This is a genomic window from Duganella sp. HH101, assembly GCF_001758795.1.
GTDB lineage: Bacteria > Pseudomonadota > Gammaproteobacteria > Burkholderiales > Burkholderiaceae_D > Rugamonas > Rugamonas rivuli.
The window spans coordinates 148195-173866 of record NZ_LRON01000007.1 but is presented as its reverse complement, the minus strand read 5'-3'; the positions used below and the strand labels follow the sequence as shown (position 1 = coordinate 173866).

Annotated in this window: 26 protein-coding genes; 15 read left to right on the top strand and 11 right to left on the bottom strand. The window is 56.8% G+C overall.

All coding sequences use genetic code 11. The annotated features are described in order from the left end of the window. Positions 1–136 precede the first annotated feature (136 nt). Positions 137–616 (top strand): 3'-5' exoribonuclease, encoded by a 480-nt coding sequence (locus tag DUGA2_RS32670; protein ID WP_071658911.1) that lies wholly within the window; start codon positions 137–139, stop codon positions 614–616. 14 nt (positions 617–630) lie between these two features. Here DUGA2_RS32670 and DUGA2_RS13685 read toward each other — a convergent pair whose 3' ends face one another. Continuing rightward, on the bottom strand, positions 631–873 hold the full coding sequence (locus DUGA2_RS13685; RefSeq protein ID WP_070269799.1) for a helix-turn-helix domain-containing protein: 243 nt from the start codon (positions 871–873) through the stop codon (positions 631–633). A 127-nt stretch (positions 874–1000) separates the two neighbouring features. On the opposite strand from DUGA2_RS13685, the gene DUGA2_RS13680 reads away from it, so the two are divergent. Next, complete coding sequence (locus DUGA2_RS13680; RefSeq protein ID WP_070269798.1) at positions 1001–1330, top strand: hypothetical protein; 330 nt, start codon at positions 1001–1003, stop codon at positions 1328–1330. A gap of 365 nt (positions 1331–1695) precedes the next feature. On the opposite strand, the gene DUGA2_RS32665 is transcribed toward DUGA2_RS13680, so the two are convergent. Genes DUGA2_RS32665 through DUGA2_RS32655 form a run of 4 tightly spaced genes read right to left on the bottom strand, consistent with a single transcriptional unit; the run spans position 1696 to position 4449 of the window. Further along, positions 1696–2610 (bottom strand): TIR domain-containing protein, encoded by a 915-nt coding sequence (locus tag DUGA2_RS32665; protein ID WP_071658910.1) that lies wholly within the window; start codon positions 2608–2610, stop codon positions 1696–1698. Positions 2611–2651: 41 nt separating this feature from the next. Beyond that, positions 2652–3092, bottom strand: a complete 441-nt coding sequence (locus DUGA2_RS32660) for an HIT family protein (protein ID WP_071658909.1) — start codon at positions 3090–3092, stop codon at positions 2652–2654. Then, on the bottom strand, positions 3089–3937 hold the full coding sequence (locus DUGA2_RS33520) for a macro domain-containing protein (RefSeq protein WP_141753268.1): 849 nt from the start codon (positions 3935–3937) through the stop codon (positions 3089–3091). Before DUGA2_RS33520 ends, DUGA2_RS32660 begins: the two co-directional genes overlap by 4 nt. Positions 3938–3939: 2 nt before the next feature. Continuing rightward, positions 3940–4449 carry a TIR domain-containing protein gene (locus DUGA2_RS32655; protein ID WP_071658908.1) on the bottom strand — a complete coding sequence of 170 codons (510 nt, stop codon included), beginning with the start codon at positions 4447–4449 and terminating at the stop codon, positions 3940–3942. Positions 4450–4745: 296 nt separating this feature from the next. On the opposite strand from DUGA2_RS32655, the gene DUGA2_RS32650 reads away from it, so the two are divergent. From DUGA2_RS32650 to DUGA2_RS13660, 7 genes are all read left to right on the top strand, one after another. Beyond that, positions 4746–4997 (top strand): DNA-binding protein, encoded by a 252-nt coding sequence (locus tag DUGA2_RS32650; RefSeq protein WP_071658907.1) that lies wholly within the window; start codon positions 4746–4748, stop codon positions 4995–4997. Positions 4998–5220: 223 nt separating this feature from the next. Beyond that, positions 5221–6804 (top strand): IS21 family transposase, encoded by a 1584-nt coding sequence (gene istA, locus DUGA2_RS32645; protein WP_168167785.1) that lies wholly within the window; start codon positions 5221–5223, stop codon positions 6802–6804. Then, positions 6794–7570 (top strand): IS21-like element helper ATPase IstB, encoded by a 777-nt coding sequence (gene istB / locus DUGA2_RS32640; RefSeq protein WP_071658906.1) that lies wholly within the window; start codon positions 6794–6796, stop codon positions 7568–7570. Before istA ends, istB begins: the two co-directional genes overlap by 11 nt. Before the next feature lie 311 nt (positions 7571–7881). Further along, a complete protein-coding gene (locus DUGA2_RS33515; RefSeq protein ID WP_141753267.1) occupies positions 7882–8616 on the top strand; it encodes a hypothetical protein in 735 nt (244 codons plus the stop codon). 160 nt (positions 8617–8776) lie between these two features. Further along, the gene (locus tag DUGA2_RS32635; RefSeq protein ID WP_071658905.1) at positions 8777–9067 is read left to right on the top strand and encodes an H-NS family nucleoid-associated regulatory protein; all 291 of its coding nucleotides are present in this window, start codon (positions 8777–8779) and stop codon (positions 9065–9067) included. Between the two features lie 69 nt (positions 9068–9136). Further along, on the top strand, positions 9137–9997 hold the full coding sequence (locus DUGA2_RS32630; RefSeq protein ID WP_071658904.1) for a TIR domain-containing protein: 861 nt from the start codon (positions 9137–9139) through the stop codon (positions 9995–9997). A gap of 416 nt (positions 9998–10413) precedes the next feature. Then, positions 10414–11058 (top strand): hypothetical protein, encoded by a 645-nt coding sequence (locus DUGA2_RS13660; protein ID WP_141753266.1) that lies wholly within the window; start codon positions 10414–10416, stop codon positions 11056–11058. Positions 11059–11070: 12 nt separating this feature from the next. Here the strand turns inward: DUGA2_RS13660 and DUGA2_RS13655 are convergent, their stop codons facing one another. The 5 genes from DUGA2_RS13655 to DUGA2_RS13635 all read right to left on the bottom strand — a co-directional run bounded on the left by DUGA2_RS13655 (position 11071) and on the right by DUGA2_RS13635 (position 19026). Continuing rightward, complete coding sequence (locus tag DUGA2_RS13655; RefSeq protein ID WP_070269793.1) at positions 11071–11439, bottom strand: VOC family protein; 369 nt, start codon at positions 11437–11439, stop codon at positions 11071–11073. 77 nt (positions 11440–11516) lie between these two features. Then, positions 11517–13841 (bottom strand): GH92 family glycosyl hydrolase, encoded by a 2325-nt coding sequence (locus DUGA2_RS13650; RefSeq protein WP_070269792.1) that lies wholly within the window; start codon positions 13839–13841, stop codon positions 11517–11519. 111 nt (positions 13842–13952) lie between these two features. Beyond that, a complete protein-coding gene (locus DUGA2_RS13645; protein WP_070269791.1) occupies positions 13953–15155 on the bottom strand; it encodes a cyanophycinase in 1203 nt (400 codons plus the stop codon). A 56-nt stretch (positions 15156–15211) separates the two neighbouring features. Beyond that, positions 15212–17995, bottom strand: coding sequence for a TonB-dependent receptor (locus DUGA2_RS13640; RefSeq protein ID WP_070269790.1), 2784 nt, complete (start codon positions 17993–17995; stop codon positions 15212–15214). A gap of 29 nt (positions 17996–18024) precedes the next feature. Further along, positions 18025–19026, bottom strand: coding sequence for a MurR/RpiR family transcriptional regulator (locus DUGA2_RS13635; RefSeq protein ID WP_070269789.1), 1002 nt, complete (start codon positions 19024–19026; stop codon positions 18025–18027). 340 nt (positions 19027–19366) lie between these two features. On the opposite strand from DUGA2_RS13635, the gene DUGA2_RS13630 reads away from it, so the two are divergent. The 6 genes from DUGA2_RS13630 (at position 19367) to DUGA2_RS13605 (ending at position 25397) form a co-directional block, all read left to right on the top strand. Continuing rightward, positions 19367–20356, top strand: coding sequence for a succinylglutamate desuccinylase/aspartoacylase family protein (locus DUGA2_RS13630; protein ID WP_373994835.1), 990 nt, complete (start codon positions 19367–19369; stop codon positions 20354–20356). A gap of 2 nt (positions 20357–20358) precedes the next feature. Then, positions 20359–21750, top strand: coding sequence for a YfcC family protein (locus tag DUGA2_RS13625; RefSeq protein WP_070269787.1), 1392 nt, complete (start codon positions 20359–20361; stop codon positions 21748–21750). A 48-nt stretch (positions 21751–21798) separates the two neighbouring features. Beyond that, the gene (locus tag DUGA2_RS13620) at positions 21799–22113 is read left to right on the top strand and encodes a hypothetical protein (protein WP_141753265.1); all 315 of its coding nucleotides are present in this window, start codon (positions 21799–21801) and stop codon (positions 22111–22113) included. A 25-nt stretch (positions 22114–22138) separates the two neighbouring features. Then, a complete protein-coding gene (locus DUGA2_RS13615) occupies positions 22139–22579 on the top strand; it encodes a RidA family protein (protein ID WP_083296317.1) in 441 nt (146 codons plus the stop codon). Between the two features lie 22 nt (positions 22580–22601). Beyond that, positions 22602–23954, top strand: a complete 1353-nt coding sequence (locus DUGA2_RS13610; RefSeq protein WP_070269785.1) for an amidohydrolase family protein — start codon at positions 22602–22604, stop codon at positions 23952–23954. Positions 23955–24041: 87 nt separating this feature from the next. Then, complete coding sequence (locus DUGA2_RS13605; protein WP_070269784.1) at positions 24042–25397, top strand: amino acid permease; 1356 nt, start codon at positions 24042–24044, stop codon at positions 25395–25397. Here DUGA2_RS13605 and DUGA2_RS13600 read toward each other — a convergent pair. Further along, a complete protein-coding gene (locus tag DUGA2_RS13600) occupies positions 25394–25663 on the bottom strand; it encodes a GlsB/YeaQ/YmgE family stress response membrane protein (protein WP_070269783.1) in 270 nt (89 codons plus the stop codon). The genes DUGA2_RS13605 and DUGA2_RS13600 overlap by 4 nt on opposite strands. Positions 25664–25672: the final 9 nt, after the last annotated feature.

The window sequence follows — 25672 nt, the reverse complement described above, 5'->3', positions numbered from 1 at the left end:
TGTTAATAATTGGTTGTCGCTTGTCAAGAATTTTCGATTAAAGCAAAAAAATAACAGCCGTAGCGTATGATTTCGACCAGTTATCCGTTCGCGAAACCGCGCTTCACCGAGAAGTTACTTCTAAAAAGAGGGATAGATGCTTGTATTTCTTGACACTGAATTTACAGATTCACTCGATTGCGACCTGATAAGCATCGGTATGGTCACTGAGGACGGACTGCTTGAGCTATATGAGGAGCGGGCCGACTACCGAGCGGAATGGTGCAACCAATTTGTCCATGCCGCTGTATTGCCGCAGCTTGGCAAAGCATCCCCCGCGCTTGATAGGGCGCAGTTGTCGACTCGGCTAGGGGAGTGGTTTGCAACGCTGCCTCAGCCTGTTACAGTGGCTTGCGACAGCTTCATGGACTGGGAGTTATTACTTGATGCGCTTGATGGCGTGTGTCCCGCTAACTTAACCGGTCGCTGCGCACTGCGCAGCCTTAGCGACTCGGCGGCGTTCCATCACGCGGTGGTCTCCTACCATGAACAAACAGGACCATGGCACCACGCGCTGCATGATGCGCGCGCTCATCGGCAAGGTTGGCTAGCATCGCAGCAAAACGGCCTGGCGTAAGCTGCTGCTATAGCTCACTGCCTGGCGTCAAGAGTTGCTTCAACAAACAACTCATTAATATCAACGTTCAAAACGGCCGCGATCTTGCATAGAACCAGCAAAGACGGATTGCCTACGCAGCGCTCAACTTGACTGATGTACGTCCGATCTAGCTCCGCGCCAAAGGCGAGCGCCTCTTGCGACAACCCTTTTTGGCCGCGCAACACTCGGATGTTGTACGCAAGTTGCTTGCGTATCTGGTCGTAGTCCCGTCTCATTCGTCTGAGCATGACCACTATGAGACCATCAATCCACGGACTATAGTCTACAAAATCGCAGCCACCGGGTTGCTTGTAGACTATAATCTACATATCATGGAGAATCTTGATATAGGGAGGGCTTGACATGGCTTGGCACAAGATTGGAAATAGCTACTACAACGATGGGGAGCGACAGGCTCAAGGTGCCGAATATTTAGGTTTTTTGATCGACGTCGTTTTTCCTGGCGCGATGACCTATTTCTGCACCACAGCATTATCAAAATTGCTAGATAACTATCATTTTTTCATTGTACACACCACAATAGCGAAACTGATTTACGTCATGGCTGGCGTGTTCATCTTCCTGCTGGCGTACTCGGTCAGAAAACTGGTAGTTGCGCTATCGATCCTCGGCATCATTGGATTTATCGTTTTTGGCGTGTCGATGGGCTTTTTTCATTGGCTATTCGCTTAACGCAAATTGACTGAATGCACAGCCATATACTCGAGTAAGTTAGAGTGGAAGAGAACTGTAATTAGAGGATTGTCAATGTTGTATCTAAGCAGCGAAGAATGGGAAGTTAGACAGCATCAAGCAGTGAAATTCTCGAACCAAGGTCGAGAGTGCATCATGTGTGGCGGCACAGGCGCATGGCCCTCGCATATGGGATTTGTGGCATGCCGCTCTTGCTTCAGTACGGGACTGCGGCCTTATATTGCAGTCTCTTATTTGACATCAGAATAATTCATCCTAATTTCACGCCGAATAACCTATAATTTTTCGGAATATATTTTATTGGCTTATGAGCTTATGAGCTTATGAGCTTATGAATTAATGAATTAAACTTTATAGCCTACTGCTCGCAATTCTTTTTTTATGAATTCTTGCCAGATGTTTTCGTGATCCAGGGAAATATAAATAACTCCACTGATATCATTTGGAATTTCCACCCCTCCTTTTATAACCGCAGCCACCCTAGATCTTCCAAGTTTTCCAATAAGATAACCATGCTCAAATACGACATTTTGCCTCGCCCTATACAAATAATTCAAAGCACCAGCCTTACAACCAATGTCGCAGGGCGTATATAAAACAATACCAAATCCAACATTCGAATAGTATTCAATTTTCTCTATGATAGTTCGTCCGGAGCTCGCTTGAAGGTGCAATATGATTGGCTCCAAACCTAAACTTTTAATAAATGAAGCCATTTCAAGTTTTGCGATGTCGTCGTGGCCGTGCACAATGAAAACTTGCTTTGTGTTCAATACGCCCGCTGGCGTGGGTATGACCTGCGGGTCTGGATAGTTGGTTGATCGCAGCCGTTGAAATTCCTTGACCTGATCTAACGTAATGTATCCTTTCTTGACAAGGATGTCGAAGATCGGTTCATCTTTGATAGCCCAGTGCGTACGAGAAAGCTCCCACCTGCCTAGATCGATATCTCTACGGATATTTTCTATTGTTCCCTTGGGTAGGGCCGGAAAAATAGGATCGAGTTCAAAACCGATCAAAACAGTCGATAATCTGATCTTTATCGATGTAATAATACCGATACGAGTTTCTACGGCCTCATTCTCAGTCACGAATAGTGTAGGAAACCCTTTCAGCTCATCTATTGCTGTGGAGTCAAGCAACTTATAGCGCTCACTAATTTCGTCTACCGTATACTCGATTGCAACTCGGTCACGTTCTAGCTCATACGGGCTCTGCAGCCAAGCATCAGCATTTGATGATATCAGAAGGTTGAACATAGATAACTAGTCAAAATGGGAGGATATCGATGGCGGAATTATTAAAAAAATTGAAGTATACGGGTGGCAATTGCATTGGTTTCCTCAAGGGAAATCTCAGGAACAGTACCGCGTTCCGTCCCTCCAATCTCAAGTGTTCCAGCGATATGAAAGTGCACATGAGCAATCGCTTGACCCGCCGGAATTCCATTATTCTGCCAAATGGAAATTCCAGGTCTGCCATAGGCTTGATCAATTGCTGTCGCAACCTTTCGGATCACTTTCATTAGCTCTGCTGCTTCTTCATCTTCTATATCAAGTATGGATTCTACGTGACGAATAGGGATAGCCAGAACATGCCCTAAACCACGTTGCTCGCGAGTAACAAGGATGGCTATATTTTCGTCTTTATGCAATACCGTATAAGGTCTGTTTCCAGATAGATAGTCACAAAAAGCGCATCGGGTATTTTTAGGGATATCGAGATTCGAAATTTTCTTCATGACGGTCGAAGTGAAGATATAAAAGATTGAATCTCAAGTCTGTCTAGTTTTTTATAATCATCCTCTCGTACAATTATGCGTAATTCGTCGCAAATTCGCTCTCGTCGTGACGCCATCATAAAAGATAGAGCAATAAATCGTATAGAGTCCTGAGCCGGTAAAATACTGGATAAACGCGCTTGTCCACCACCAATTACAGGTATTGAAATCGTGGAGCCGTTTCCGTGAATAGAGGCAGAGGTCCACAATGCTTGCAGGCTTTTCCACACGGTATCCGCAGTCGCTCTGGCTTCATTAAGATCGTTCATTTCACTATACGCCGAAAAAAATAATTTCCTAGGCCCCTGCACGACGACTGCAACCGTGCCAATATTGTATTTATTTTTTTTTCCTGGCTTAACAATTGTACTCACAGCCGGAATGCCGCTGAGGGCTGCATCGAGATGTTGATCCAGTAGACCGAGATTGCCACCATATAATTTATCTAGAACTTGCCCCTGCAAACTTGTGCGCGCAATTATGTTTGGAGGCTCGGTATCAAATGTATCTGATGCACCAATTACAAGGTGTCCCTTTTCATCTAACAAATCACCTTTTATTACACTAATTCTAGTTTTCGGCGCGCTATACTCGGCTGTAATTGGTCTTGGCCAGCAAAGAAATAGCCCCATGACAAGAGACATGGCTACGACGCTTGCAAAAACATAATTTCCTGTCCATAAGTTATTAGGGAAAACAGTATTATTAAATTGTATGAGTCCGGAGGCTCCACCAGCTATGGCCAACGCTTTCACAAAAAAATGCCGCCAAAACCTCAATGTTTTCAGGTCTTCTATAATCTCCATTTTTATATTCCAAGCGATTTATAAACCGAATCGCCATAAATTTGACATCCTTTTTTTATTCCCTGAGAGAACTCTAAGGTGTACTTATCCAGCGCATGTTTTATTATGGCCGGCTGGAAAGAAACGGCTACCATATAGTGATCAGAATTTATCAAAGGCTGTGGTATAAAAGTATTTTCTACTTTTCTAGATCCCCCTATATTTGCGACAATAACCGGAAGATTAAATTCCAGTATCAATTCGATTTCATATCCCAAAAAGGTGTAAGGGTCGCCTCCTTTTTTTCGGCATTCTGAAGTCCCAAGCAAAACTATTTGCTTGGCATTCTTCATCCTCTCACGTAGATTCTTTTTGATCGTATCCCGTTGACTAGAATCCCTAGAAATAAAAAGATCATGGGCATCGTAGAAATTGAAGTCGATGTGTTCACTCTCACGCCAAGCCTCCATCAGACGGTAACAATGAATGTTCTCGCTTGCGAACGCTACGTAAGTTTTGTTTCTATAACTCATCTACTCCTCCAGGAAACATTCGTTGTCTGACGAGAATAACATGCTCCATGGTATTTTTGGCATCAAAAAATTAGGTTTTTTGATTGTGTTCAACTTAGACCACATCCCATACCAAAAAAACGCGCTATTTGCGTGAGTTTTCCCTCGTAGCGGCGGAGACCTCAGGATACCAATTTTAGAATTTCTCTCTCAAAGTCAAAAATCCGAGATTGTAAAAAATTGAATAAAATCAATGACTTGCGTAAAGACCTAGACTGTTATACATTTTAACGTAATGTATAAGAAGCGAGGTTCACGTGCCTTTGACAGCCGACCAAGTGATCAGTGAGTTCAGCCAACGGGGTATTTCGATAGCTGACTGGTCCCGTAAGAATGGCTTTAAACCTAGCCTTGTTTATCAAGTTCTACGCGCGCGCACAGTCCCCGAGCGAGGAAAAAGTCACGCCATCGCGGTCGCTCTGGGTCTAAAGGACGGGCGAGTAACGCCGGACTATAGTTGGATACCAAGCAACCAATTTCCTGCGGACAAGAAAAAGGAGGCCCCATGACTTAGAGAAAATATGGGGCGAAAATGAAAAGGCCCGTGAGTGGCGACTCACAGGCCTTTGAAATGCACTGGAACAAATGTATAGGTCCAGCGCCGAGTATGCCCCCGTTCTAAACAACTGTCAATGTGCCTAGCGACTATGTCCGCTTCGGGCAGGGACAGCTATTTTTCGAGATCTTCGTCGAATCGAGGACTGCGCCGCGATGTGCAGTCGGGAGATAACTATGCGCGTTAAAAAAATTAGTATGCGAATGGCAAAAGATATTCTTTCATATGTGTTGGATCGAAATATGTCTCAGCGAGGAGCTTCTCAAGTAGTTGGCGTAGATCGTACCGTTGTGGCCAAAATTCTCACGCGGTACAAAAATTCTGGTGTCCCCTGGCCAATGCCGAGTGACATAAGCGACGACAAGCTCAAGGCCCTTTTATACCCTAAGGCCGGGCCACAAGTGGCGGATCAGCAAATTCATTTCGATAACATTCACCTTGCCTTGCAGCAACGAGGTGCCACTCTGGCGATTCTGCACCAAGAATGGGTCGACCAAGCCCCTGAGAGCAATACGCTGGGCTATCAGCAGTTTTGCAAGCGCTACAGTCAGTACCGACGGCGACTGAGGATATCCATGCGTCGCGTCGATCAATTTGGCGAAGTTGCTTACGTCGACTATTCAGGAATGACAGTGCGGTATTTCAATCCCCAAACAATGCGCCCAGTGGACTGCCAAGTATTTATTGGGGTGCTGGGCGGCTCCCTATACACGTTCTGTGAAGCAACACATACACAGCGGGTACGCGACTGGTTGGCGTCGCACGTCCGTATGTTTACGTATTTTGGAGGGGTTCCGCGAGTTATCGTTCCCGACAATCTGAAAGCGGCAGTAACTAAAGCTGACAGATTCTTTCCAACGATAAACGAATCCTACCAAGCTATGTGCCACTACTACGGCACAACACCATTTCCTGCACGGGCCCGCAAACCAAAAGACAAGCCAAAGGCTGAAGCAGGGGTCTCGCTCGCCCAGCGCTGGATACTATTCGTCCTGCGTAATCGTCGTCTCTTCTCACTCGCGGAAGTCAATCGCGAAATATCAGTGCTACTTACTCAATTGAATTCGAAGGAGTTTCAGAAAAAGTCCGGGAGTCGTTTTAGTAAATGGATCGAGCATGAACGTCCTGCGCTGTTGCCCCTACCTAGCGCGCCATACGAGTTGGCCGAATGGGGCAAGGCAAGGGCGGAAAAAGACTATCACGTGGAAGTGGAAGGTAGCTTTTACAGCGTTCCATATCAGTTTCGGCATAGCCAGATTGAATATAGGATGACGGAAAAATCTATTGAATTTCTTCATGCTAGTGAGCTAATTGCATGCCATATCCGAAGCAATGCACCAGGCAGCATTGTTACATTATCCGATCATCAGCCGCCCAATCACAAAGCAGTCTCAGGTTGGTCGGCCGAAGAGGCTCTATCTTGGGCTAGCACTGTCGGCGTGTGTACTGTAACGATGTTGGAAATGCAGATTAAAAAATCGCGTAACTTCCTGTCCGGTTATAGAACAACAGAAGGCATGAAGTGGCTTTGCAAGAAGTACGGCAACCAACGTGTGGAAGAGGCATGTACATATGCGTCGGCAAACAAAGTCAGTTCCATGGAAGCGCTCCGGACCATTTTGTCCAAGAATTTGGACACGCTCCTTCCTCAAGTTTCGCATGAAAACTCCATATTAAAGATTGATCACGAGAACATCCGTGGCGCCGATTACTATGCCCGCATACTGAATAAATCGAAGGAGCATCCCCATGATGAATAACCCTACTATCGACAAACTGAACGACTTGAGACTGCCGGGTATGGCCGCCGAGTTCGAGCGACAATTGACTAATCCATCTGCCAATGACGTCCCGTTCGAACATCGTGTACGTAGTATGGTCGATCACGAAACTACTCTTCGCGACAATAAGCGGCTTCAGTATCTACTCAAGAAGGCGCGCCTACCCATCAGTTCAGCCTGCATTGAGGACATCGACTATCGATCCCCTCGTGGCTTAGATAAGTCAGCAATGCTCAGTATCACTTCATTAGATTGGGTCCGTTCAGGCTATAACGTGGTTATGACTGGGCCCTCAGGTACTGGTAAGACTTGGCTTGCCAACGCGCTCGGTAACCATGCCTGTCGCCTGGGACTTTCATGCTTTTTTACGCGCGTTCCAGCGCTTACTGAAGACCTCTTTGCGGCGCATGCCACGGGCACGTTCAACCAAACGCTGGAAAAATTGAAAAAGTTCGATTTGCTTATTCTTGACGATTGGGGAATTCAGCCATTCCCGGAACGCGCTCAGAATGATCTACTTGAACTGATCGATAGCCGAATAGGGACAAAGTCTCTTATCATCACCAGCCAGCTTCCAATGGAACTTTGGCACGGTCTAATGGATAGCAAAACTGTTGCCGATGCCGTAATGGATCGCGTGATCCACACCTCTTATCACATGCCACTTTCAGGTGAAACTATGCGTAGGCACAACGCTCCTGGAACGAAAAAGGAGGGGCGACCGGCGGCCCGTGCTAAAAAGTAGCTCAAAGCGCTGCCGGAATAGGGTCTAAAGAGGTTGTACTTTTTCCGGTAGCCCACTTTGCCATGGCTGAGTATTCTCATCAAGCTGCTCACTCATTCTCATCATCTACTGCCAGCCGACGACACTTGAAGTCAGACACTTGTTGGCATCGCAAGTCGGATAGGGCCCCCCTTTTCACCTCCAAATTAGCGAATGGCCCAGAGGTATGCCCTTCCGTCGAATTGTGCAAAAGTGTGATATTTTCATTTAAGCAAGCTGGTATCCTGTTGTCTTACGCCTTACACCAATATTCTTATACATAAGGAGGGGGTTTGAAAAGAAACTTCACAATTAATATCAACGAAATGTTGACTGCCAGCAACTATAACCCAGCTAAAGATGATTTGAATCTTTCGTTGCAGTCCTTCGCGAAGCGATGTGATTACTCTCGCTTACATTACCACGAGCTTCAAAAATACAGTTCCGAAGAAAAACTCTTGCTGGAGCGAAGTGGCCTGTTTTTAACGGAAGCGAACGACATATTTCCTCAACGTCAATATTATGAAGCGCATACGATTGCGTTAGCTCAAAACTTACATGCTGCCTGTGACTCGATTCCATTAATGATTACGCTGGTACTTGGGCGTCCAAAGTTAAATGGCAAAGAATTTTCCGAAAGTAAAATCGGATGGAATAAAGACACACTCAATTATCTGAAGTTGACATCACCGTTTCAAAAAAAACTCTTAATAAATTTTGAGCGATTTTCAGCCAATGAGGATTTTTTAATTCTAAAATCCTTGGTAAATCAATCTAAGCATAAATTTCTAGTTAGAATTTTGAATGATGAAGGAAATATTCATTTTGAAAAAATTCGATACCATCCACAGGCATGGACTGGGGCGCTTTCCACACGAAAAAGCCTAGTGTTAGATACTTCGGGCAGGGCTGCAGTAGAGAATTTAAATGTTATTGATTTTATGAGACGTTGTCATAATAACTTGCTTCCAAGATTATACTTATTTGTTTTTCGAATGCATCAAGCAATTAACAACACGAATTTTTAATCGCAAGCGAAACAATTTTGGAAATTCTTTTTTCCATTCAGCTGTGGCAGCGCGAAGGTCCGCAACGGGGAAGAAATTTTTCTCCATGTGACTACATGCTAGATTTATCGTCCCCAAGATGATAGATTGCGAGCTCTACTAAATGATATGAGGAAACAGCATGAGCACATATGCAGAAATTAGAGCGAAAATCGCGGAACTGGAACAAAGGGCTAAGGAAGTGCGTTCTTCTGAACTGGTGGTGGCTAAAGCTCAGATTGCAGAAATCATGAAGACTTACGGACTGACGCTGAATGACCTTGGTGGCAGCGCTAAGTCAAAATCGGCAAAAGTCCGTCAACCTGTTCCTGCGAAGTATCGAAATGCTGAGACTGGTGAGACCTGGACTGGTCGAGGCCGGGCCCCACTCTGGCTTGCAGGAAAAAACAAGGATGACTTCTTGATTAAGTGATCAGCGCTGCCCGAGTTCGGCCTGTAGCCGACGGGGCCAATGGAACAGTAAAACTAGGGAGTTTTCAGAATGCAGATTTTCATTTCTTGGTCAGGTGAGAAGAGTAAACAAATTGGGGAGGCCTTTCGGCATTGGTTACCCGAAGTTATTCAGTCGGTACGCCCATACTTCACTCCAGATGACGTGGCTAAAGGACAGCGCTGGGCTGCTGATATTGCTGAAAGTTTGCATAGCAGTCAGTTCGGTCTTTTTTGTTTAACCGCAGAAAATCTAACAGCTCCTTGGTTATTGTTTGAAGCTGGTGCCGTCTCAAAGGATAGCCGTAATGGAAAGGTTTGCCCGCTTTTATTTGGAGTAGATCCAGCTCAATTGGCCGGACCGTTACTTCAGTTTCAAGCGACACCTTATTCCCGAGACGAGGTCTTTAAATTTATGAAGGCCGTGAATACAGACACAAATATTCCGTTGGATGAGATTCAACTGAGCCGGGCATTCAATCGTTGCTGGAGTGAACTTGATGAGAAGATTCAGGCGATACTCGCTACAGAAGTTACTGATCAAAGCCCGCCACTCCGCAGTATGCAAGACATGGTAGAGGAAACGCTTAGCATCGTTCGCGCAATCAGTCAAAATCCAGCTTCATCTTCCACCGATGATGGGATAAATCACTGGCTCGTTTTGCTTCAACTTACAATTGATTACGCAAAAGATACTTTAAAAATCGCTGAACAAGCCGAGCAGTTGGCCATGCTGGAGCAACTAAGAATAGCGAGCGATCATGTTAAAACGGTGGCAAATCTGATAGTGCCTAAAATAAAGTCCTCTAAAAATCTCCCTAAGTACAGCGGAGAAGTGGCAAAGATACTTGGGCAGATAGAAACCCGCGTCAAGCAACTATCGGATACCTTGGAGGATGATATACCGTTCTAATAAGATTTGATGCGCTGGGCACATACAGCCTGTATTTCGTATGATCGCAGGCTTTTTTATGTCTGACACTATTGTGTCAAGTTGCAGTAATAGAACAGACGCCGCGAGTAGGATCAAGTTCGCTGTTTTGGGACTCAGCTTTAATTTATTCGGCTATATTCTTTGAGACACACACATTGAATTTTAGAAGGCGTGGGCTTTCATAACAGCCATGTAATGCGAAGGTCGTAACGGGGCGGAAGTGGCCTTTCGTTCTCCCAAGGGGATGGCCGCAGCCCGGGTGAGCGCTGGTGGTGACCAATGAGATCAAGCGGCGGTGCTATAAGCGACTGGGCGGCGGCGGTCCGTGAGAGCAGGTGGTGGTGGCTTACGAGAATGAGTGGCGGCAGCGATGAGAATATTCAGTCCGCTCCACCGTGCGCAAACAGAGCTCCACGCCCGCCGCCGCGCAAGCGCCCTCACCCCGGTTGCGGGTGTGGCACGGGATCAGCGCGCTGGCGATCATCTTGCTGTTCCTGGCGATGCACATGACGAACCACCTGGCTGGCCTGCTTGGCGAAGCGCAGCATCGCCAGTTGATGGACATCTTCCGCACCATCTATCGCGCGCATCTGGTCGAACCGCTGATCGTCGCGCTGTTCCTGTTCCAGGTCGTCTCCGGCCTGGCGATGGTGAGGGCGCACAGCACACGGCCTGCGGACTTTTTCCGCAGCCTGCAACTGGCTTCAGGAGCCTATCTGGTGTTTTTCATTCTGGCGCATATGAACTCGGTGTTCTTCTACGCGCGCCGCTTCGCCGGCATCGAGACCGACTGGGACTTCGCCACCGGCGCTCCGGCCGGCCTGATACACGACGCATGGAATATCCGCCTCGTGCCGCACTACTACTTCGGCGTGTTCCTGGCGCTGTCGCATCTGGTGCTGGGCGCGCGGGTGGTAGCGCTGGCGCATGGCGCGCGGCGCGAGCGGGCCGACCGCTGGAGCGCGGCGGGCATCGCCGCATCCGCGCTGGCAGCGCTGCTCATCATGCTGGGCATGTGCGGGGTGCACCTGCCCATCTAGTCGCCAGGCATATCACTTTCCTTCGGGCGGCTCCCACAGCTCGACCTTGTTGCCGTCCGGGTCGATCACCCAGCCGAACTTGCCGTACTCCGATTCATCGACCTTGTCTTCGACCTGGCAGCCTTCGGCGCGCAGCGCGGCCAGCAGCGCATGCAGGTCGTCCACCCGATAGTTGAACATGAACGGCGCGGTGCTCGGAGCGAAATAGTCGGAGTCCTGCTTGAACGGGCTCCACGCCGTGGTTCCCGTGCCGGACCAGCGGAAGGCCACGCCGCCCCATTCCGACACGTCGAAACCGAGATGCACCCGATACCATTCGGTCAGCCGCTTCGGGTCCGGGGATTTGAAGAACACACCGCCAATGCCGGTGACACGTTTCATATAGGGCTCCTGAAGTGAGGAAGTAGCAGTTGATTGAACGGCTACTTTACTCCCATGCCGGAGCCCGATCAAGCGACTCAGTAAGCCGTCTGCGTGTACGGCCGCGATGCCGCGCCTTTGCCCCAATCGGTATTCGGCTTGGCGGACATGGTGAACACCAGTTCGCCGCCGGCGGTGATCTGCTCATGACGCAGGAAGCTCTGCGCCAGCGGCTTGCCGTTCAGCGTCACGCCGGCCACATACACGTTCTCCGCGCTCAGGCCCACGCTGCGGATGGTGAAGGTTTTCCCGTTCGGCAGATTCATCACAGCCTTGTCGAGGAACGGGCGGCCGATCACGTACTCATTGCTGCCCGGCGCAACCGGGTAGAAGCCCAGCGCCGTAAAGGCCAGCCACGCCGACATCTGCCCCAGGTCGTCATTGCCCGACAAGCCGGCCGGCGTGGTGTTGTACTGCGACGCCACCACCTGCGTCAGCCGCTTCTGCGTCTTCCATGGCGCACCGGCGTAGTTGTACAGGTAAGCTACATGATGCGAAGGCTCGTTGCCATGCGCGTAGTGGCCGATCAGGCCGGAGATGTCCTCCATGTGCGCATACACCTTCTCGTCCACTTTGGCGTCGAACATCATGTCGATCTTGTTCTGCAGGCCGGCGTCGCCGCCCAGCATGCGGATCAGGCCCGCGTTATCGTGCGGCATATACCACGAGTACTGCCACGCGCTGCCCTCGGTGTAGTCGCTGCCGAAGTTGGACAGCACCGGGTCGAACGGTTCGCGGAAGGTGCCGTCGGACTTCTTCGCCCGCAGGAAGCCGGTCTTCACGTCGAAGGAGTTGCGGTAGTTCTGCGCCCGCTTGTAGTAGCGCGCTGCGATGTCCTTCTTGCCCATCTTTTCAGCCATGCGGGCGATGGTCCAGTCGTCGAAGGCGTATTCCACTGTCTTGGACGCCGCTTCCGGTTCCAGGTCGATCGGCACATAGCCCAGCTTCATGTAGTGCTGAAGGCCGCCGTACGGGCCGTACTCCGCGCTGCTGGTCATGGCCTTCAAGGCCTCCTCGGCGTCGAAGCCCTTCAAGCCCTTCATGTAGGCGTCCGCGATCACCGGCACCGCGTGGTAGCCGATCATGCACCAGGTTTCAAGACCATGGAACTGCCATACCGGCAGGATGCCGTAGGGACTGGCCTTCTGCGATTCGATCAGCGAGCGCACAAAGTCCACGTTGCGCTGTTCCGGCTGGATCAGCGTCAGTAAAGGGTGCAGCGCGCGATACGTATCCCACAGCGAGAAGGTCGAGTGGTAGCGGAAGCCCTGCGCCTGATGGACTTCGTTGTCCGGGCCGCGATAGCGTCCGTCGCGGTCCATGAACAGGCTGGGCGCCAGCATGCTGTGGTACAGCGCCGTGTAGACCATCTTGCGCATATCCGGCGCGGCTTCGATCGCCACCGCGCCCAGCGCCTCGTTCCATGCGGCCGATGCCTTGGCGCGTTCGGCGTCGAAGTCCCAGCCCGGCATCTCGGCCAGGTTGGCAATCGCGCCCTCTTCGCTGACGGCCGATATCGCCACCTTCACCTCAAGCTGGCCGTCCGCAGGTACGCCAAAATCCAGCGCGCCGACCAGCGCCTTGCCTTCGACCATGGCCTTGTCGCCCGGACCGCTGCCAGGGCCGGCGAAGCCTTTGTACTCGACGTCCGACTCCATGTTGCGCAGCGCGCGCGAGGCCAAGGGATGCGAGAACGAGATGGCGAAGTACAGCTGCCGCCCGGCCGCCCAGCCCCGCGTTTCGCGCATGCCGGTGATGAGCGTGTTGTCCCGCACCCGCAGGCGCGACCACAAATTCTTGGCCTTGTAATCGTAGATGCTGCTGCGCAGGTCCAGTATCACCTTGGCCGCCGCGCCCTTGGCGTAGCGGTAGCGGTGCATGCCCACACGCTCGCTGGCGGTCAGCTCGACATCGACCTCGTTGTCCATCAGCTTGACGGCGTAGTAGCCCGGCTCCGCATGCTCGTCCTGGTGCTTGAAGCGCGAGCGGTAGCCGCTGAAGGGGCGCTCGGGATAGCCGGGCTCCAGCTTGGTCTCGCCGCTGTATGGCATCAGCAGCAGGTCGCCCAGGTCGGAGTGGCCGGTGCCGGAGAAGTGGGTGTGCGAGAAGCCCAGTATGCTGTCGTCCTCGTAGCGGTAGCCGGCGGCCCACGGATAGCTTTGGCGGAACGGCCGCACCTGCGTATCGGGACTCAACTGGATCATGCCGAACGGCCGCGCCGCGCCGGGGAAGGTATGGCCGTCGCCGCCGGTGCCGATGAAGACATCGACCGCAGCGGCGGGCGTGGACGGCTGCGCCGCGGTGGCGGGAACAGCGAGTGCCAGCGCAAGCGCGCCGGCCGGCAGGAGTTTGATCACGGACATTCGGCTTCCAATCGTAGGGGGCGATCCAACTTTATAGCCCTGCACGCGGCACCGGTCAACCGGATGCCTTCTTGAAAGCCGCTTGTTTAGCGAATCCGCTAAACTTCCACCCTATTTGTACCACGGACGGGTAATTTGCACCGGCCGCACGTCGAGCCGCAGGTTGAGTATCGAATACCCCTCCGTCGCGGCCGACGCGTAGCCCACCGTGTCGGCCACGCGGGTGAACTTGAATTCGAAGCCCAGCTCCTGGCGCGGCTCGCCCGGCGCGGCGGTGGCGATGCCGATCGCCTCGGTCTGCACGTTGTCGATCAGCTTTTCCATCGTCACCAGGACGGTGTTGTGGCCGAGGATGTCGGACGAATACACCGGCTCCTTCAGATAGGGCTTTTGCGGATCGACCTTGCCGTCCACCTTGTCGGCCGACGGCGTGTACTGGCGCGTGGACAGGTTGTAGCGGTCGCCGCGATCCAGGTAGCTGATGCGGGCGTTCGAGATGTTGAAGTCCTTGCCGCCTTCGACCGCCGCCCGCGACAGGTCGAGCAGCAGCGCGCCCTGATAACCCAGCACCTCGACCTCGCGTGCCGCATTGATCACCATCGCCGTGTTTTCGTCGATGCCGAGTCCCAGCTTGTAGCCCTTCTTCAGCATGGCCGGCAGCATGCGGGCAAAGCGCCCGCGCGCCAGCAGGTGCTGGTCCACGAAGACGTCGTTGCCGATGAAGCCCAGGCCGGGCGCCAGCTCGCGGCCGTCGTTGACGCCCTCGCTCATTGTGGCGAACACGGTCCTGGCGTTGTAGTACATGGTGCTGCTCATGATGGCCGCGCCGGCGCTGGTGCCGGCGATCACGCCGCCGCGCCGGTAGAGATCCCAGATCGCTTCCAGCACCGCCGTGCGGCTGCCGTCCGGGCGCACCAAGGCCTGTGTAATCAAGGACTGGTCGCCGCCGGAGAAGTAGACGCCGCCGGCGGTGCGGATGGAGCTGGCCAGCGCCTCGTCTTCGGCGTCGCGCTTGTAGTCGCGGTCTCTCAATCGCACCGACAGCGGCACCACAAAGGCGGCCGCGCCATAGCGGTTCAAATTAGCCGCCAGGTTGGCGCCGGAGCGTTCCGGATTCGCTGCGGCCGTCGGCAGGACGGCGATGCGCGCCCCGGCGCCGCCGGCCAGCTGCACCACGCGCTGCCAGACCACGGCATTATCCGCCCTCAACGCGCCGCCGATGACGACCAGGGAACCTTGCGGAGCCAGCTCCGCAGCTCCAACCTGGACGCACCACACTACGGCGGCGGCCAGCACTCCTAGAAAACGAACCATACGATATTCCCAATTAAAACCGACGGCGCCGAGCTGGCGCCGCCGGCAAGGCGACATTATTTGAAAGCGTAATTCAAACTGACAAACGCGCTCCTTCCGCGTGGGTCGGTATAGGTAGGATCATACCCGGCCAGGAAGTAGTATGCCTGATTGGAGTATGGCGGCGCCGTGTCGGCCAGGTTGAGAACCCCGGCCCGCAATTTTATCTGCTTGCTCACGGTCCAGCTACCGGTCAAGTCCCACAAGGAGTACGGCTTCACGCGGCGCGACGGCAGCACGGTATCGCTGACCGGGTCGTAGGTGGTGTTCTGGTCCACATACCCGGACGAGAACTGATTCGCCAGCGTCAGGCCGAACGGGCCGCGATCCCAGCCAAAGCTGATCCTGTGGCGCCACTTCTGGATCACCTGGTCGTTCAGGAACGTCCCCAGGTTACTGCGCAAAGGCTCCAATGGCCCGAACTGGCGCTCATATTGCAGCACCAGCGTTCCGGTCATGTTGACGGTGAAGCGCCCTGCCGCGCTTGCAGCGCTCTTGTAGTCGATCCCCACATCCAGCCCGGAGGTATTGAGCTTCCCCTGGTTTTCCTTCTGCAGGATGATATTGGCGATGTAGCCGTCGGCATCGCGCTGGATGTATTTACCTTCGTATTTGGCGGCACTATCGACGATGATCTGTTCGCCCAGCGTGCTGATAACGTCGGTCTTGCGGATGTCCCAGTAATCCAGCGTGAGATTGAGTTCGCGGCTGGCCTCGAACGCCACGCCGAACGAAAACTGGCGCGACTTCTCAGGCTTGAGGTGGGGATTGGAGCGGCGTTCGACGGGATACTGGTCGGTACAGCCGTCGATGCTGTCCAGGCCTGTCTTCACGCACACCGGGTCGGTCAGGAAGCTCGACGCGCTGCCGTAGGTGGTTGGCCGCTTCAGATCCGACAGCGACGGCGCGCGGAAACCGGTGCCGGCGGAGCCGCGCAGCACCAGCTGCCTGACCGGCGCCCAGCGCACGCCCAGCTTGGGATTGGTGGTGGAACCCACTTCGCTGTAATGGTCGTAGCGCAGCGCCGCTTGCAGTTCCAGCTGCTTGGTCAACGGCGCATTGATCTCGCCGTAGACAGAGTACACGGTGCGGCTGTCGTCGGTGGCCTTCAGGTCGGTCGTCGAACCGGCAGCCAGGCCTGAATCGCGGTCGCCGGCGATGTTATTCGACAGCAGCAGCGCCGACGGCGTGAACGTCGTGTTCTCGCGCCGTCCTTCGGCGCCGATCGCCAATCCCAGGTCGCCGCCTTCCAGGCTGGCCAGCGAGGTCGACACCTTGCCGTCCACCTGGGTCGAAGTCCCCCTGGACTTGCGCGCCTCGTCGTTGACCTTGATGCCGTTGATCAGGTCCCGGCCCGCCTGCGACGAGGGGCCGAATGGGTTGATGGCGCCGGAGCGCACGCCGGCTTCGAATCTATCGTACAGCACATAGCCATCGACATACTTGTCGACCGCCTTGTTCTCCGCGCGCGACAGGCCGGCGTCGTAGTCCCACCCGGCCACGGCGCCCGTCGCGCCCAGCACGATACGCTGGGCGTCGCTGGTCACTTGGTTGGTGCGGTTGCCCGCCTCGGTCATCCGGTAGCGGATGCCGCTGAACGTGGCCGGCAAGCCCGGCGCGCTGAGCGCCGCCTTGTAGATGGACGGCAGCAGGCTGACCGGCAGGCTGCGGATGCGTTGCGGATTCGGGCTCAACACATAATCGGACTTCGCCTCCGACTGCACCAGCTCCAGGAACAGCTGATGATCGGGATGCACCTGGAACGTAGCGCGGCCGATGAAGCCGATCTTGCTCGCTTCCGGATAGATCTCCGTGTCTTCCATATAGTCGTAGCTGCAGCCCAGCGCTCCGCCCGGCCCCTTCGGCGCGTACACGGTGGCGGGCGGTGCGCAGTTCGGCGCGCTCGGGTTGATGCGGGTGGCGGTCGAGCCCTTGGGCAGCACGCCGGCGGCGATCAGCGCATTGCGCTGTGCACCGCTGATATCGATATTGGCCGGATAGGTATTGCTGGACATCAGAGCCGGCAGATTGGCCGCCAGCGGGCGGCTCTTGATGAAATCGCGCTGGCTGGAACGCAGCGCATCGAGCTGCTGCACGTCCAGCACGCCGAACACATTGAAGCGGTCCCTGGTCAGATCGCCGTGGCCGGCGCTGATGCTGGCGGTACGCTTGCCTGCGCCGCCTTCCTGCGTTCCCGCCACGGAAGCATTGAGTTCGACGCCGGTATAGTCCTTGCGGGTGATGAAGTTGATCACGCCGCCGATCGCGTCCGTCCCATAGATGGCCGAGGCGCCGTCCTTCAGCACCTCCACGCGCTGGATCGCTCCTGCCGGAATGTTGTTCAGGTCGACGCCGGCGTTATCGCCCGGCGACGCAAAGTTGGCGAGACGGCGGCCGTTCAGCAGCACCAGCGTGGACGACACGCCGATTCCGCGCAGGTTGGCGCCGTTGAAGCCGCGCTGGCCCGAGGTGCCGTCGGTGATGCTGGCGCCGTCCGACAGCGGCGCGGTATTGGCGCTGATGTTCTTCAGGAGTTCGGCGGCGGTGGTCACGCCGCTCTTGTCGATATCCTCGCGGCGTATGATCTGCACCGGCAGCGCGGTTTCCGCATCGATGCGTTTGATGGAAGAACCGGTGATCTCGACCCTCTGGATCTTCTGGCCATCGTCCGACGACTGGGCTTGCGCGAATTGCGCAGGCAATCCCACCGCCGCCGTCATGCCGAGCGCCAGCCGGATCGCTCCCGCCAGCTTGCCGTACCGTTGCGCCTGCGGCGCCGTTCCTATCTGATGCAGACTCATTCCCCACTCCCTGTTGACGTTTGATGCGGTTATGTGGCCCCGCTTTTCGCGGTGCGCTTCTTCACCTTTGTAGTACCGGCGCGGCCGGCGTTCCTGGTGTTCTTGCTGCTCGCAGGGCCATACAGGTAGGCGGATATCGCCTCCGTCAAGCGCGCGGCTTTTTCTACGTTGTCCTTGTTCGAGACCATCAGCGACACCGCCAGCGCCTCGATCACCGCGACCGCCGCCGTCGCGCTGCTAGGCAGCACGGCATGGCCGCTGTTCGCGTACAGCACATACTCCGAAACCTCCACCAGCGGCGACGCCGGCGCGTCGGTGATCGAAATCACGCAAGCCTTGTGATCGCGCGCATACTGCGCCAGGCGTATCACGTCCAGCGCATAGCGCGGGAAGGAGATCACCACCAGCACGTCATTGGCGCCGATGTTGGCCAGATGGCCCGCGGCCACCTCGGTGCCGCCCTGCCCGGCCGCCTCCACCACATGCGAGCAAAACGGCTGCAGGTGCAGCGACAGCAGACCGGCCAGATGAGACGACAGGCCGAAACCCAGCACATACACGGTGCGCGCCCGGCTCAGCTTTTGCACCACCAGCCCCATCTCCGCCTGCGACTGCGCATTGCGCGTCGCCGCGATGTTCGCCAGTGCATACTCCATGCTCTGGTCTCCGGGCCAGGCGGAGCCCTCGCGGTTCTCTATCGTGTGGCGCAGCTTATCCACCGGCTGCATCTCCGAATGCAGCGTCTCGGCCACCGCGCTGCGCATGGCGCCGTAGTTGACGAAGCCGATATCGCGCGCAAAGCGGCTGATGGTGGCCGTCGACACCTGGCAGCCCTCGGCCATCTCGTCGATCTTCAGCGCCGTCACCCGCATAGGATTGCGCAGCACGAAATCGGCGATGCTGCGGTTCGATGCCGACCCTTCGGCCAGCACCCCGGACAGCACATGGCCTATCGGAGACTGCGCAAAAGCGACATCCGCCGATGAACTCCGCGCCACCACCGTTTTATTTGCTGATTTCCTGTTCGTCATGCATGTCTCCTTTTTCCGAAAGATCGTAAGCATACTTACATTTTCGGAAAATTTGGAATCCTATTTTCAGGCAACTGTAGCAACGGCGAACCCAAAATTCAACAAGTTTTTGTAAATTGGCTTACATTTATTTACTTTGTGAAAATTGCGATACATAATCGAACGCAATCCAACAACCCGCCCCGCAACGGGGCGCACCATCGCCATGAGAGTGCAAACACACGCCATATCCGCGCCTTACAGCAGCGCTACCTTCGAGCTTCACAGCTTCCACTTCGGTATCGCTGGATGTAAGCGCGCTTACATCCAGGCTTCATTGCACGCCGACGAAGTACCGGGAATGCTGGTGGCGCAGCACTTGCGCCGGCGGCTGAAAACCCTGGAGGACGACGGCAAGCTGCGCGGCGAGGTGGTGCTGGTCCCCGCCGCCAATCCGATCGGCCTGTCGCAGGCCATCCACGGGATTCCCTTCGGCCGCTTCGACCTCGCCACCGGCGCCAATTTCAACCGCGCCTGCAAGCACGTGGCGGACGACCTGAAGCTGACACTGGAGGGCCAACTGGGCCGGGACGCCCAGGAAAATGTGCGCGTCATCCGCCGGCACGCGGCCGCCGCCCTGGCCGGCTGGCTGCCGGCCAACGACAGCGAGAGCCTGAAGAAGACGCTGCTGCAACTGGCGATCGACGCCGACATCGTGCTCGATCTGCATTGCGACAACGAGGCGGTCATGCACGTCTACACGGGCACGCCGCTGGCCGGCGCCGTCGCTCCGCTGGCCTCCCTGCTCGGCGCCCGCGCGACGCTGCTGGCGATGGCCGCCGGCGGCGAGCCGTTCGACGAGGCGTGCAGCCGGCTTTGGTGGGATCTGGCGGCGCATTTCGGCGAGCGCTATCCGATCCCGCCGGCCTGCATTGCGGCCACCGTCGAATTGCGGGGCGAGATGGACGTCGACCACGAGTTGGCACAATCCGACGCCGAGGCATTGCTGCGCTTCCTTGCGCTGAACGGCGTCATCGACTGCCCGCACCTGAAGGAGGCGCCGCTGCCGCCGCCGCTCTGCGCGCCGACCCCGCTCGAAGCCGTGGAACCCATCCTGGCGCCGCATGCCGGCATACTGGTCTACCGGCAGCCCTTGGGCGCGCATCTCGAAGCAGGCGTCGTGGTGGCGGATCTGATCGACCCGATCACCGGCGACACGACCGAATTGCGCTGCACCGTCGCCGGGGTGTTCTTCGGCCGCAGCGTGCACCGCCACGTCCTGCGCGGCATGAATGTCGGCAAAGTCGCCGGCCGGACGGCCTTCCGCGCCGGAACCCTACTGAGCCTGTGACGATGAAACTCAAACTACCGCACACCTTCGTCCTGCTATCGGCAATCCTGGTGCTGATCGCCGCCGCGACCTGGCTGGTGCCGGGAGGCCAATACAACACGCACACTGTCGACGGCAGGCAGCTGGTCGACGCGTCCAGCTTCCATCTGGTACCCGGCAGGCCGCAAGGCTTGACGCAGTTGTTGATGGCCCCGATCAAGGGATTCACCGAAGCGGCGCTGATCATCGGCTTCGTATTGATCGTCGGCGGCGCCTTCGCCGTTCTGCAGAAGACTGCGGCGATCGATGCCCTGATCGAGTCCATCGCGCGGGCTCACGCCCGCTCGCCCGTGGTCAGGGCGGCGCTGATACCGATGTTTGTGACATTGTTCTCGCTGGGCGGTGCGACCTTCGGCATGAACGAGGAGGCGATCCCGTTCATCCTGATCTTCGTCCCGCTGGCGCTGGCGCTGGGCTACGACTCCATCGTCGGCGTGGCCATTCCGTTCGTCGGCTCGCAGGTCGGTTTCGCGGCGGCGTTTCTCAATCCTTTCAATGTCGGCATCGCGCAGGGCATCGCCGGGGTGCCGATCTTCTCGGGCATGGCTTATCGCCTGCTGGCATGGGCGATCGCCACCGGCGTCACCATCGCATTTCTGATGTGGTACGCGGCCAGGATCAAGGCTGAACCGGCGAAAAGCCCGACCTACCAGCTCGACCTGCAAAAGCGCCGCGAGCTGGCGCCGACGACGGAGGCGGAGCGCGCCCTCCGCATGAGCGGCCGACACAAGGCCGTGCTGTGGATCTTCGCCGCCACGCTGGCCGTGATGGTGCTGGGCGTGGTGCGCTATGGCTGGTTCATCGAAGAGATCGCGGCGCTGTTCCTGGGGATGTCCATCCTGGTCGGACTGGCGGGACGCCTGGATTCGGACCAGTTGACCGAGGCGTTCATCCATGGCGCGCGCGACCTTGTGGGAACGGCGCTGGTGATCGCATTGGCGCGCGGCGCCATGATACTGGCGCGGGACGCCCACATCATCGACACCATGCTGCATGCGCTGATGCCGCTGGTGTCGTCGGCCAGTCCGGTGTTCGCAGCCCAGAAAATGTTCGTCATGCAGAGCGTGATTAACTTCTTCATCCACTCCGGCAGCGGCCAGGCCGCGCTGACCATGCCCGTCATGGCGCCGCTGGCGGACCTGGTGGGCATCTCCCGCCAGACCGCGGTACTGGCTTATCAGTTCGGAGAATTCACTACCCCCATGATACCGACGTCGGGCATCACGGTCGGCGTGCTGGCGCTGGCCCGTATTCCGTGGATCACCTGGGCCAGGTGGATGATCCCCTTGCAGCTGGCCTACGCGGTGTTGGCGCTGCTGCTCCTGATACCTCCCTGCCTGAATGGCTGGCAGTAGACGGGAAATTCGACTACCATGTACAAAAAGTCAATCAGGAGAATACTCATGGTATCGAGCGTTTTATCGGGCAGCGCGCGCAGGATGGAGTTAAGCGTCAACGCTCAGGACCAGATCAGCATGATCCTGAAGTCGATCAAGGGCTTGCGCAAGAAAGTCGCGCTGCTTCAAAAGCAGCTTATGGAGGAGCCAGACCCGCAGGCCCGCCTGCTGTTAAGCAAACAGATTAAAGACCTGCAGGACACCATCGCCTTGCTGGAGCGGCAGATCACGCAGATCGAGGAAGCCGAAAGACGTCGCGCGCAGATGCGCCAGCAGGCGCACCGCGACATGGAGGCTGAACAAAAACAACGAGGACAATAGCGGCATCATTCACCTGGAGAAAGCCTTGACACGTGCATACCTGAAGAAGTTCGCCTGCCTGCTTGCCTTGTTTGCCGCCGGCGGCGCCTCGGCCATCGACTACTACAACAAGGGCAACGAACCTGGGCGGCCGTTCTCGCTGGCGGTACGGGCCGGCGACTATGTGTTCGTGTCCGGCCAGCTGGGCACCGGCCCGGCCGGCCTGGTCAAAGGCTTCGAAGCCCAGTCGCGCCAGGCCATGGACAACATCGCCACCATCCTCAAGGGCGTGAACCTCGGCATGGACGATGTGGTCAAGTGCACCATCATGATGGCCGACATGGCCAAGTGGGAGGACTTCAACAAGGTGTACGTCACTTACTTCAAGCCGCAGCGCCTGCCCGCGCGCAGCGCGATGGGCGTCAACGGCCTCGCCCTGGGCGGCGAAGTGGAAGTCGAATGCATGGCCTACGCGCCGCGCCGGTAAGACCGGGACTTACGGGGACAAGATGAAAAGAACACTGGCGATCGTCGCCATGACGGCATTGAGCGGCGTCGCGCAGCACGCGCAGGCGGGCGAAGCGGATACGCAGCAGGATCACCTGAACAAGATGGCGGGCAAAGCATCCGGCCGCGTGATCTACAGGGACGTCACGCTGATCGACGGCACCGATGCGGCTCCGCGCGCCGGCATGAGCATCGTGGTCAACGACGACCGCATCGAGGCCATTGTGCCGACCGGCCAACTGCCCGCCGACAGCGGCGAGAAGACACGCATCGTCGATGTCGCCGGCCTGTACGCCCTGCCAGGCCTGATCGACTCCCACGTCCACTACGCCACCAATCCCGACCGCCCCTACGCCGAAGCGGAGCTGAAACGCAGCCTGTACGGCGGCGTCACCGGGGTGCGCGACATGGCGGGCGATGTCCGCGAACTGGCCGGCCTGTCCCGCGCCGCGCTTCTGAACCAGATTCCGTCGCCGGATATCTTCTATGCTTCGCTGGTCGCAGGCCCCAGCTTCTTCAAGGATCCGCGCACCGTGGCTGCCGCCCTGGGCACCCAGCCGGGCCAGGTGCCCTGGCTGTACGCCGTCGACGAACATACCAGGCTGCCGCTGGCGGTAGCGCAGGCGCGCGGCACCGGCGCCACCGGCATGAAGATCTACGCCAACCTGCCCGGCACCCTGGTGCGCAAGCTGATCGCGGAATCGAACAGCCAGCACTTCCCCGTCTGGACGCACCTGCAGGTCTACCCCGCCACGCCGTACGACTCGCTGGGCGCCACCGCCGTCTCGCACGCCTGCATGATCGCCCGCTACGTTCGCGAATCGGGCAAAACGGCCTATGGCCACGGCGGCGAACCGTCCTACGCCGGCCTGACGGCGGACGATCCCGGCATCAAACGCTACATCGCGGCGCTCGCCAAGTCCGGCACCATCATGGACGCCACGCTGAGCGTCTACAAGGCCGACGGCCCGCACTGCCACATCGACCTGGCGGGCGATATCACGCGCGCCATGCATGCCGCCGGCGTCCGCATCATAGCCGGCACCGACACCGACAACACCGGCGACGATCCCTGGCCTGCGCTGGACGGCGAACTGGAAAAACTGGTGAACTACGCAGGCTTGACGCCGCAGCAGGCGATACGCGCCGCCACCGCCAACGCCGCCATGGCGCTGGGCAGGCAGCGCGAGTTCGGCACGCTGGAAGTGGGCAAGTACGCCAACATGGCGTTCCTCAAGCGCGACCCGTTGCAGGACATCGCCAACGTGCGCAGCGTGGTGCTGACCGTGAAGCGCGGCCACCAGTACGCCCGCGACGAGTACCAATTCAAGCCGCTGCCGCGGCACGTGGATTGAGCCATCTCCGGCGCATCCTGATTTTCTATTCCACCGGCGGTCTTTTGCATTAGAATCGTCCTCTTTGCTTACCACTCAGGGGACCAGATGGCAGATGGGAAGAATGAACTCAAGCGAGGCCTGAAGAGCCGGCACATCCAGCTGATCGCGCTGGGCGGAGCCATCGGCACCGGCCTGTTCCTCGGCATTGCGCAGACCATCCAGATGGCCGGGCCGTCCGTGCTGCTCGGCTACGGCGTGGCCGGGCTGATCGCCTTCTTCATCATGCGCCAGTTGGGCGAGATGGTGGTCGACGAGCCGGTCGCCGGTTCGTTCAGCTACTTCGCCGACAAATACTGCGGCCACCTGGCCGGCTTCATGTCGGGCTGGAATTACTGGGTGCTGTATGTACTGGTCAGCATGGCCGAGCTGTCCGCGGTCGGCATCTATGTCCAGTACTGGTGGCCGGCGATACCGACCTGGGTGTCGGCGCTGGCCTTCTTCGTCATCATCAACGCCATCAGCCTTTCCAACGTCAAGGCCTTCGGCGAAATGGAGTTCTGGTTCGCCATCATCAAGGTGGTCGCCATCGTCGGCATGATCGTCTTCGGCGCCTACCTGCTGATCTCCGGCGACGCCGGCCCGCAAGCCACCGTGGCCAACCTGTGGCAGCACGGCGGCTTCTTCCCGAACGGGATCGGCGGACTGGTGATGGCCATGGCCGTCATCATGTTCTCCTTCGGCGGACTGGAACTGATCGGCATCACCGCCGCCGAGGCGGACGACCCGTCGCGCACCATCCCCAAGGCCACCAACCAGGCCATCTACCGCATCCTGATCTTCTACATCGGCGCGCTGGGCATCCTGTTGTCGCTGTACCCGTGGCAGAAAGTCGTCACCGGCGGCAGCCCCTTCGTGCTGATCTTCCACGCCTTGAACAGCAACCTGGTGGCGCACGCGCTCAACGCCGTGGTGCTGACGGCGGCGCTGTCCGTTTACAACAGCGGCGTCTATTCCAATACCCGCATGCTGTACGGCCTGGCCAAGCAAGGCAATGCGCCGCGACTGCTGCTGAAGGTGAACCAGCGCGGCGTGCCGCTGGCGGCGCTGGGCGTTTCGGCGCTGGCGACCGGCATCTGCGTGGCCGTCAACTACTTCATGCCCGGCAAAGCCTTTGGCTTCCTGATGGGCCTTGTGGTGTCGGCGCTGATTATCAACTGGGGCATGATCAGCTGGATCCACCTGCGCTTCCGCGCACAGAAGAAGGCCGACGGCCAGGCTACCGCGTTCCGCAGCCTGGGCTACCCGCTGACCAACTACCTGTGCCTGGCCTTCCTGGCCGGCATCCTGGCGGTGATGTACCTGACGCCGGACCTGCAATTGTCGGTCTACCTGATTCCCGTGTGGCTGGCGGCGCTCGGCGCCGGCTACGTGGTGCGCCGGCGGAACGCCGTGCCGGCCTAACGCAGCCGGCCCCGCTGCAACAGGTTGACGATCGCCAGCAAGATCAGCGCGCCGACAAAGGAAACCGCCAGCGATTCGACGCTGAAGTCCTCCGTGTTGATGGTGCCGGTGCCGAGCATCGGCGCCAGCAACCATCCGCTCAGCAGCGCGCCGACCACGCCCACCACCACGTTCAGCACCAGCCCTTGCTGGGCGTCGGTCTTCATCACCAGGCTGGCCAGCCAGCCCAGTATGCCGCCTATGACTATCCACAGTATCACGTTCATCGCATCCCC

Excerpts from the sequence above, each read along its gene's own strand:
- DUGA2_RS33520 (WP_141753268.1), bottom strand. The coding sequence starts at position 3,937 with ATGGAGATTATAGAAGACCTGAAAACATTGAGGTTTTGGCGGCATTTT.
- DUGA2_RS13620 (WP_141753265.1), top strand. The coding sequence starts at position 21,799 with ATGGTATCGAGCGTTTTATCGGGCAGCGCGCGCAGGATGGAGTTAAGC.
- DUGA2_RS32630 (WP_071658904.1), top strand. The coding sequence starts at position 9,137 with ATGCAGATTTTCATTTCTTGGTCAGGTGAGAAGAGTAAACAAATTGGG.
- DUGA2_RS13655 (WP_070269793.1), bottom strand. The coding sequence starts at position 11,439 with ATGAAACGTGTCACCGGCATTGGCGGTGTGTTCTTCAAATCCCCGGAC.
- DUGA2_RS32670 (WP_071658911.1), top strand. The coding sequence starts at position 137 with ATGCTTGTATTTCTTGACACTGAATTTACAGATTCACTCGATTGCGAC.
- DUGA2_RS32665 (WP_071658910.1), bottom strand. The coding sequence starts at position 2,610 with ATGTTCAACCTTCTGATATCATCAAATGCTGATGCTTGGCTGCAGAGC.
- DUGA2_RS13635 (WP_070269789.1), bottom strand. The coding sequence starts at position 19,026 with ATGACGAACAGGAAATCAGCAAATAAAACGGTGGTGGCGCGGAGTTCA.
- DUGA2_RS32660 (WP_071658909.1), bottom strand. The coding sequence starts at position 3,092 with ATGAAGAAAATTTCGAATCTCGATATCCCTAAAAATACCCGATGCGCT.
- DUGA2_RS13685 (WP_070269799.1), bottom strand. The coding sequence starts at position 873 with ATGAGACGGGACTACGACCAGATACGCAAGCAACTTGCGTACAACATC.
- DUGA2_RS13680 (WP_070269798.1), top strand. The coding sequence starts at position 1,001 with ATGGCTTGGCACAAGATTGGAAATAGCTACTACAACGATGGGGAGCGA.
- DUGA2_RS13630 (WP_373994835.1), top strand. The coding sequence starts at position 19,367 with ATGCTGGTGGCGCAGCACTTGCGCCGGCGGCTGAAAACCCTGGAGGAC.
- DUGA2_RS32635 (WP_071658905.1), top strand. The coding sequence starts at position 8,777 with ATGAGCACATATGCAGAAATTAGAGCGAAAATCGCGGAACTGGAACAA.
- DUGA2_RS13610 (WP_070269785.1), top strand. The coding sequence starts at position 22,602 with ATGAAAAGAACACTGGCGATCGTCGCCATGACGGCATTGAGCGGCGTC.
- DUGA2_RS13625 (WP_070269787.1), top strand. The coding sequence starts at position 20,359 with ATGAAACTCAAACTACCGCACACCTTCGTCCTGCTATCGGCAATCCTG.
- DUGA2_RS13650 (WP_070269792.1), bottom strand. The coding sequence starts at position 13,841 with ATGTCCGTGATCAAACTCCTGCCGGCCGGCGCGCTTGCGCTGGCACTC.
- DUGA2_RS32655 (WP_071658908.1), bottom strand. The coding sequence starts at position 4,449 with ATGAGTTATAGAAACAAAACTTACGTAGCGTTCGCAAGCGAGAACATT.
- DUGA2_RS13645 (WP_070269791.1), bottom strand. The coding sequence starts at position 15,155 with ATGGTTCGTTTTCTAGGAGTGCTGGCCGCCGCCGTAGTGTGGTGCGTC.
- istB (WP_071658906.1), top strand. The coding sequence starts at position 6,794 with ATGATGAATAACCCTACTATCGACAAACTGAACGACTTGAGACTGCCG.
- istA (WP_168167785.1), top strand. The coding sequence starts at position 5,221 with ATGCGCGTTAAAAAAATTAGTATGCGAATGGCAAAAGATATTCTTTCA.
- DUGA2_RS13605 (WP_070269784.1), top strand. The coding sequence starts at position 24,042 with ATGGCAGATGGGAAGAATGAACTCAAGCGAGGCCTGAAGAGCCGGCAC.
- DUGA2_RS13600 (WP_070269783.1), bottom strand. The coding sequence starts at position 25,663 with ATGAACGTGATACTGTGGATAGTCATAGGCGGCATACTGGGCTGGCTG.
- DUGA2_RS13640 (WP_070269790.1), bottom strand. The coding sequence starts at position 17,995 with ATGAGTCTGCATCAGATAGGAACGGCGCCGCAGGCGCAACGGTACGGC.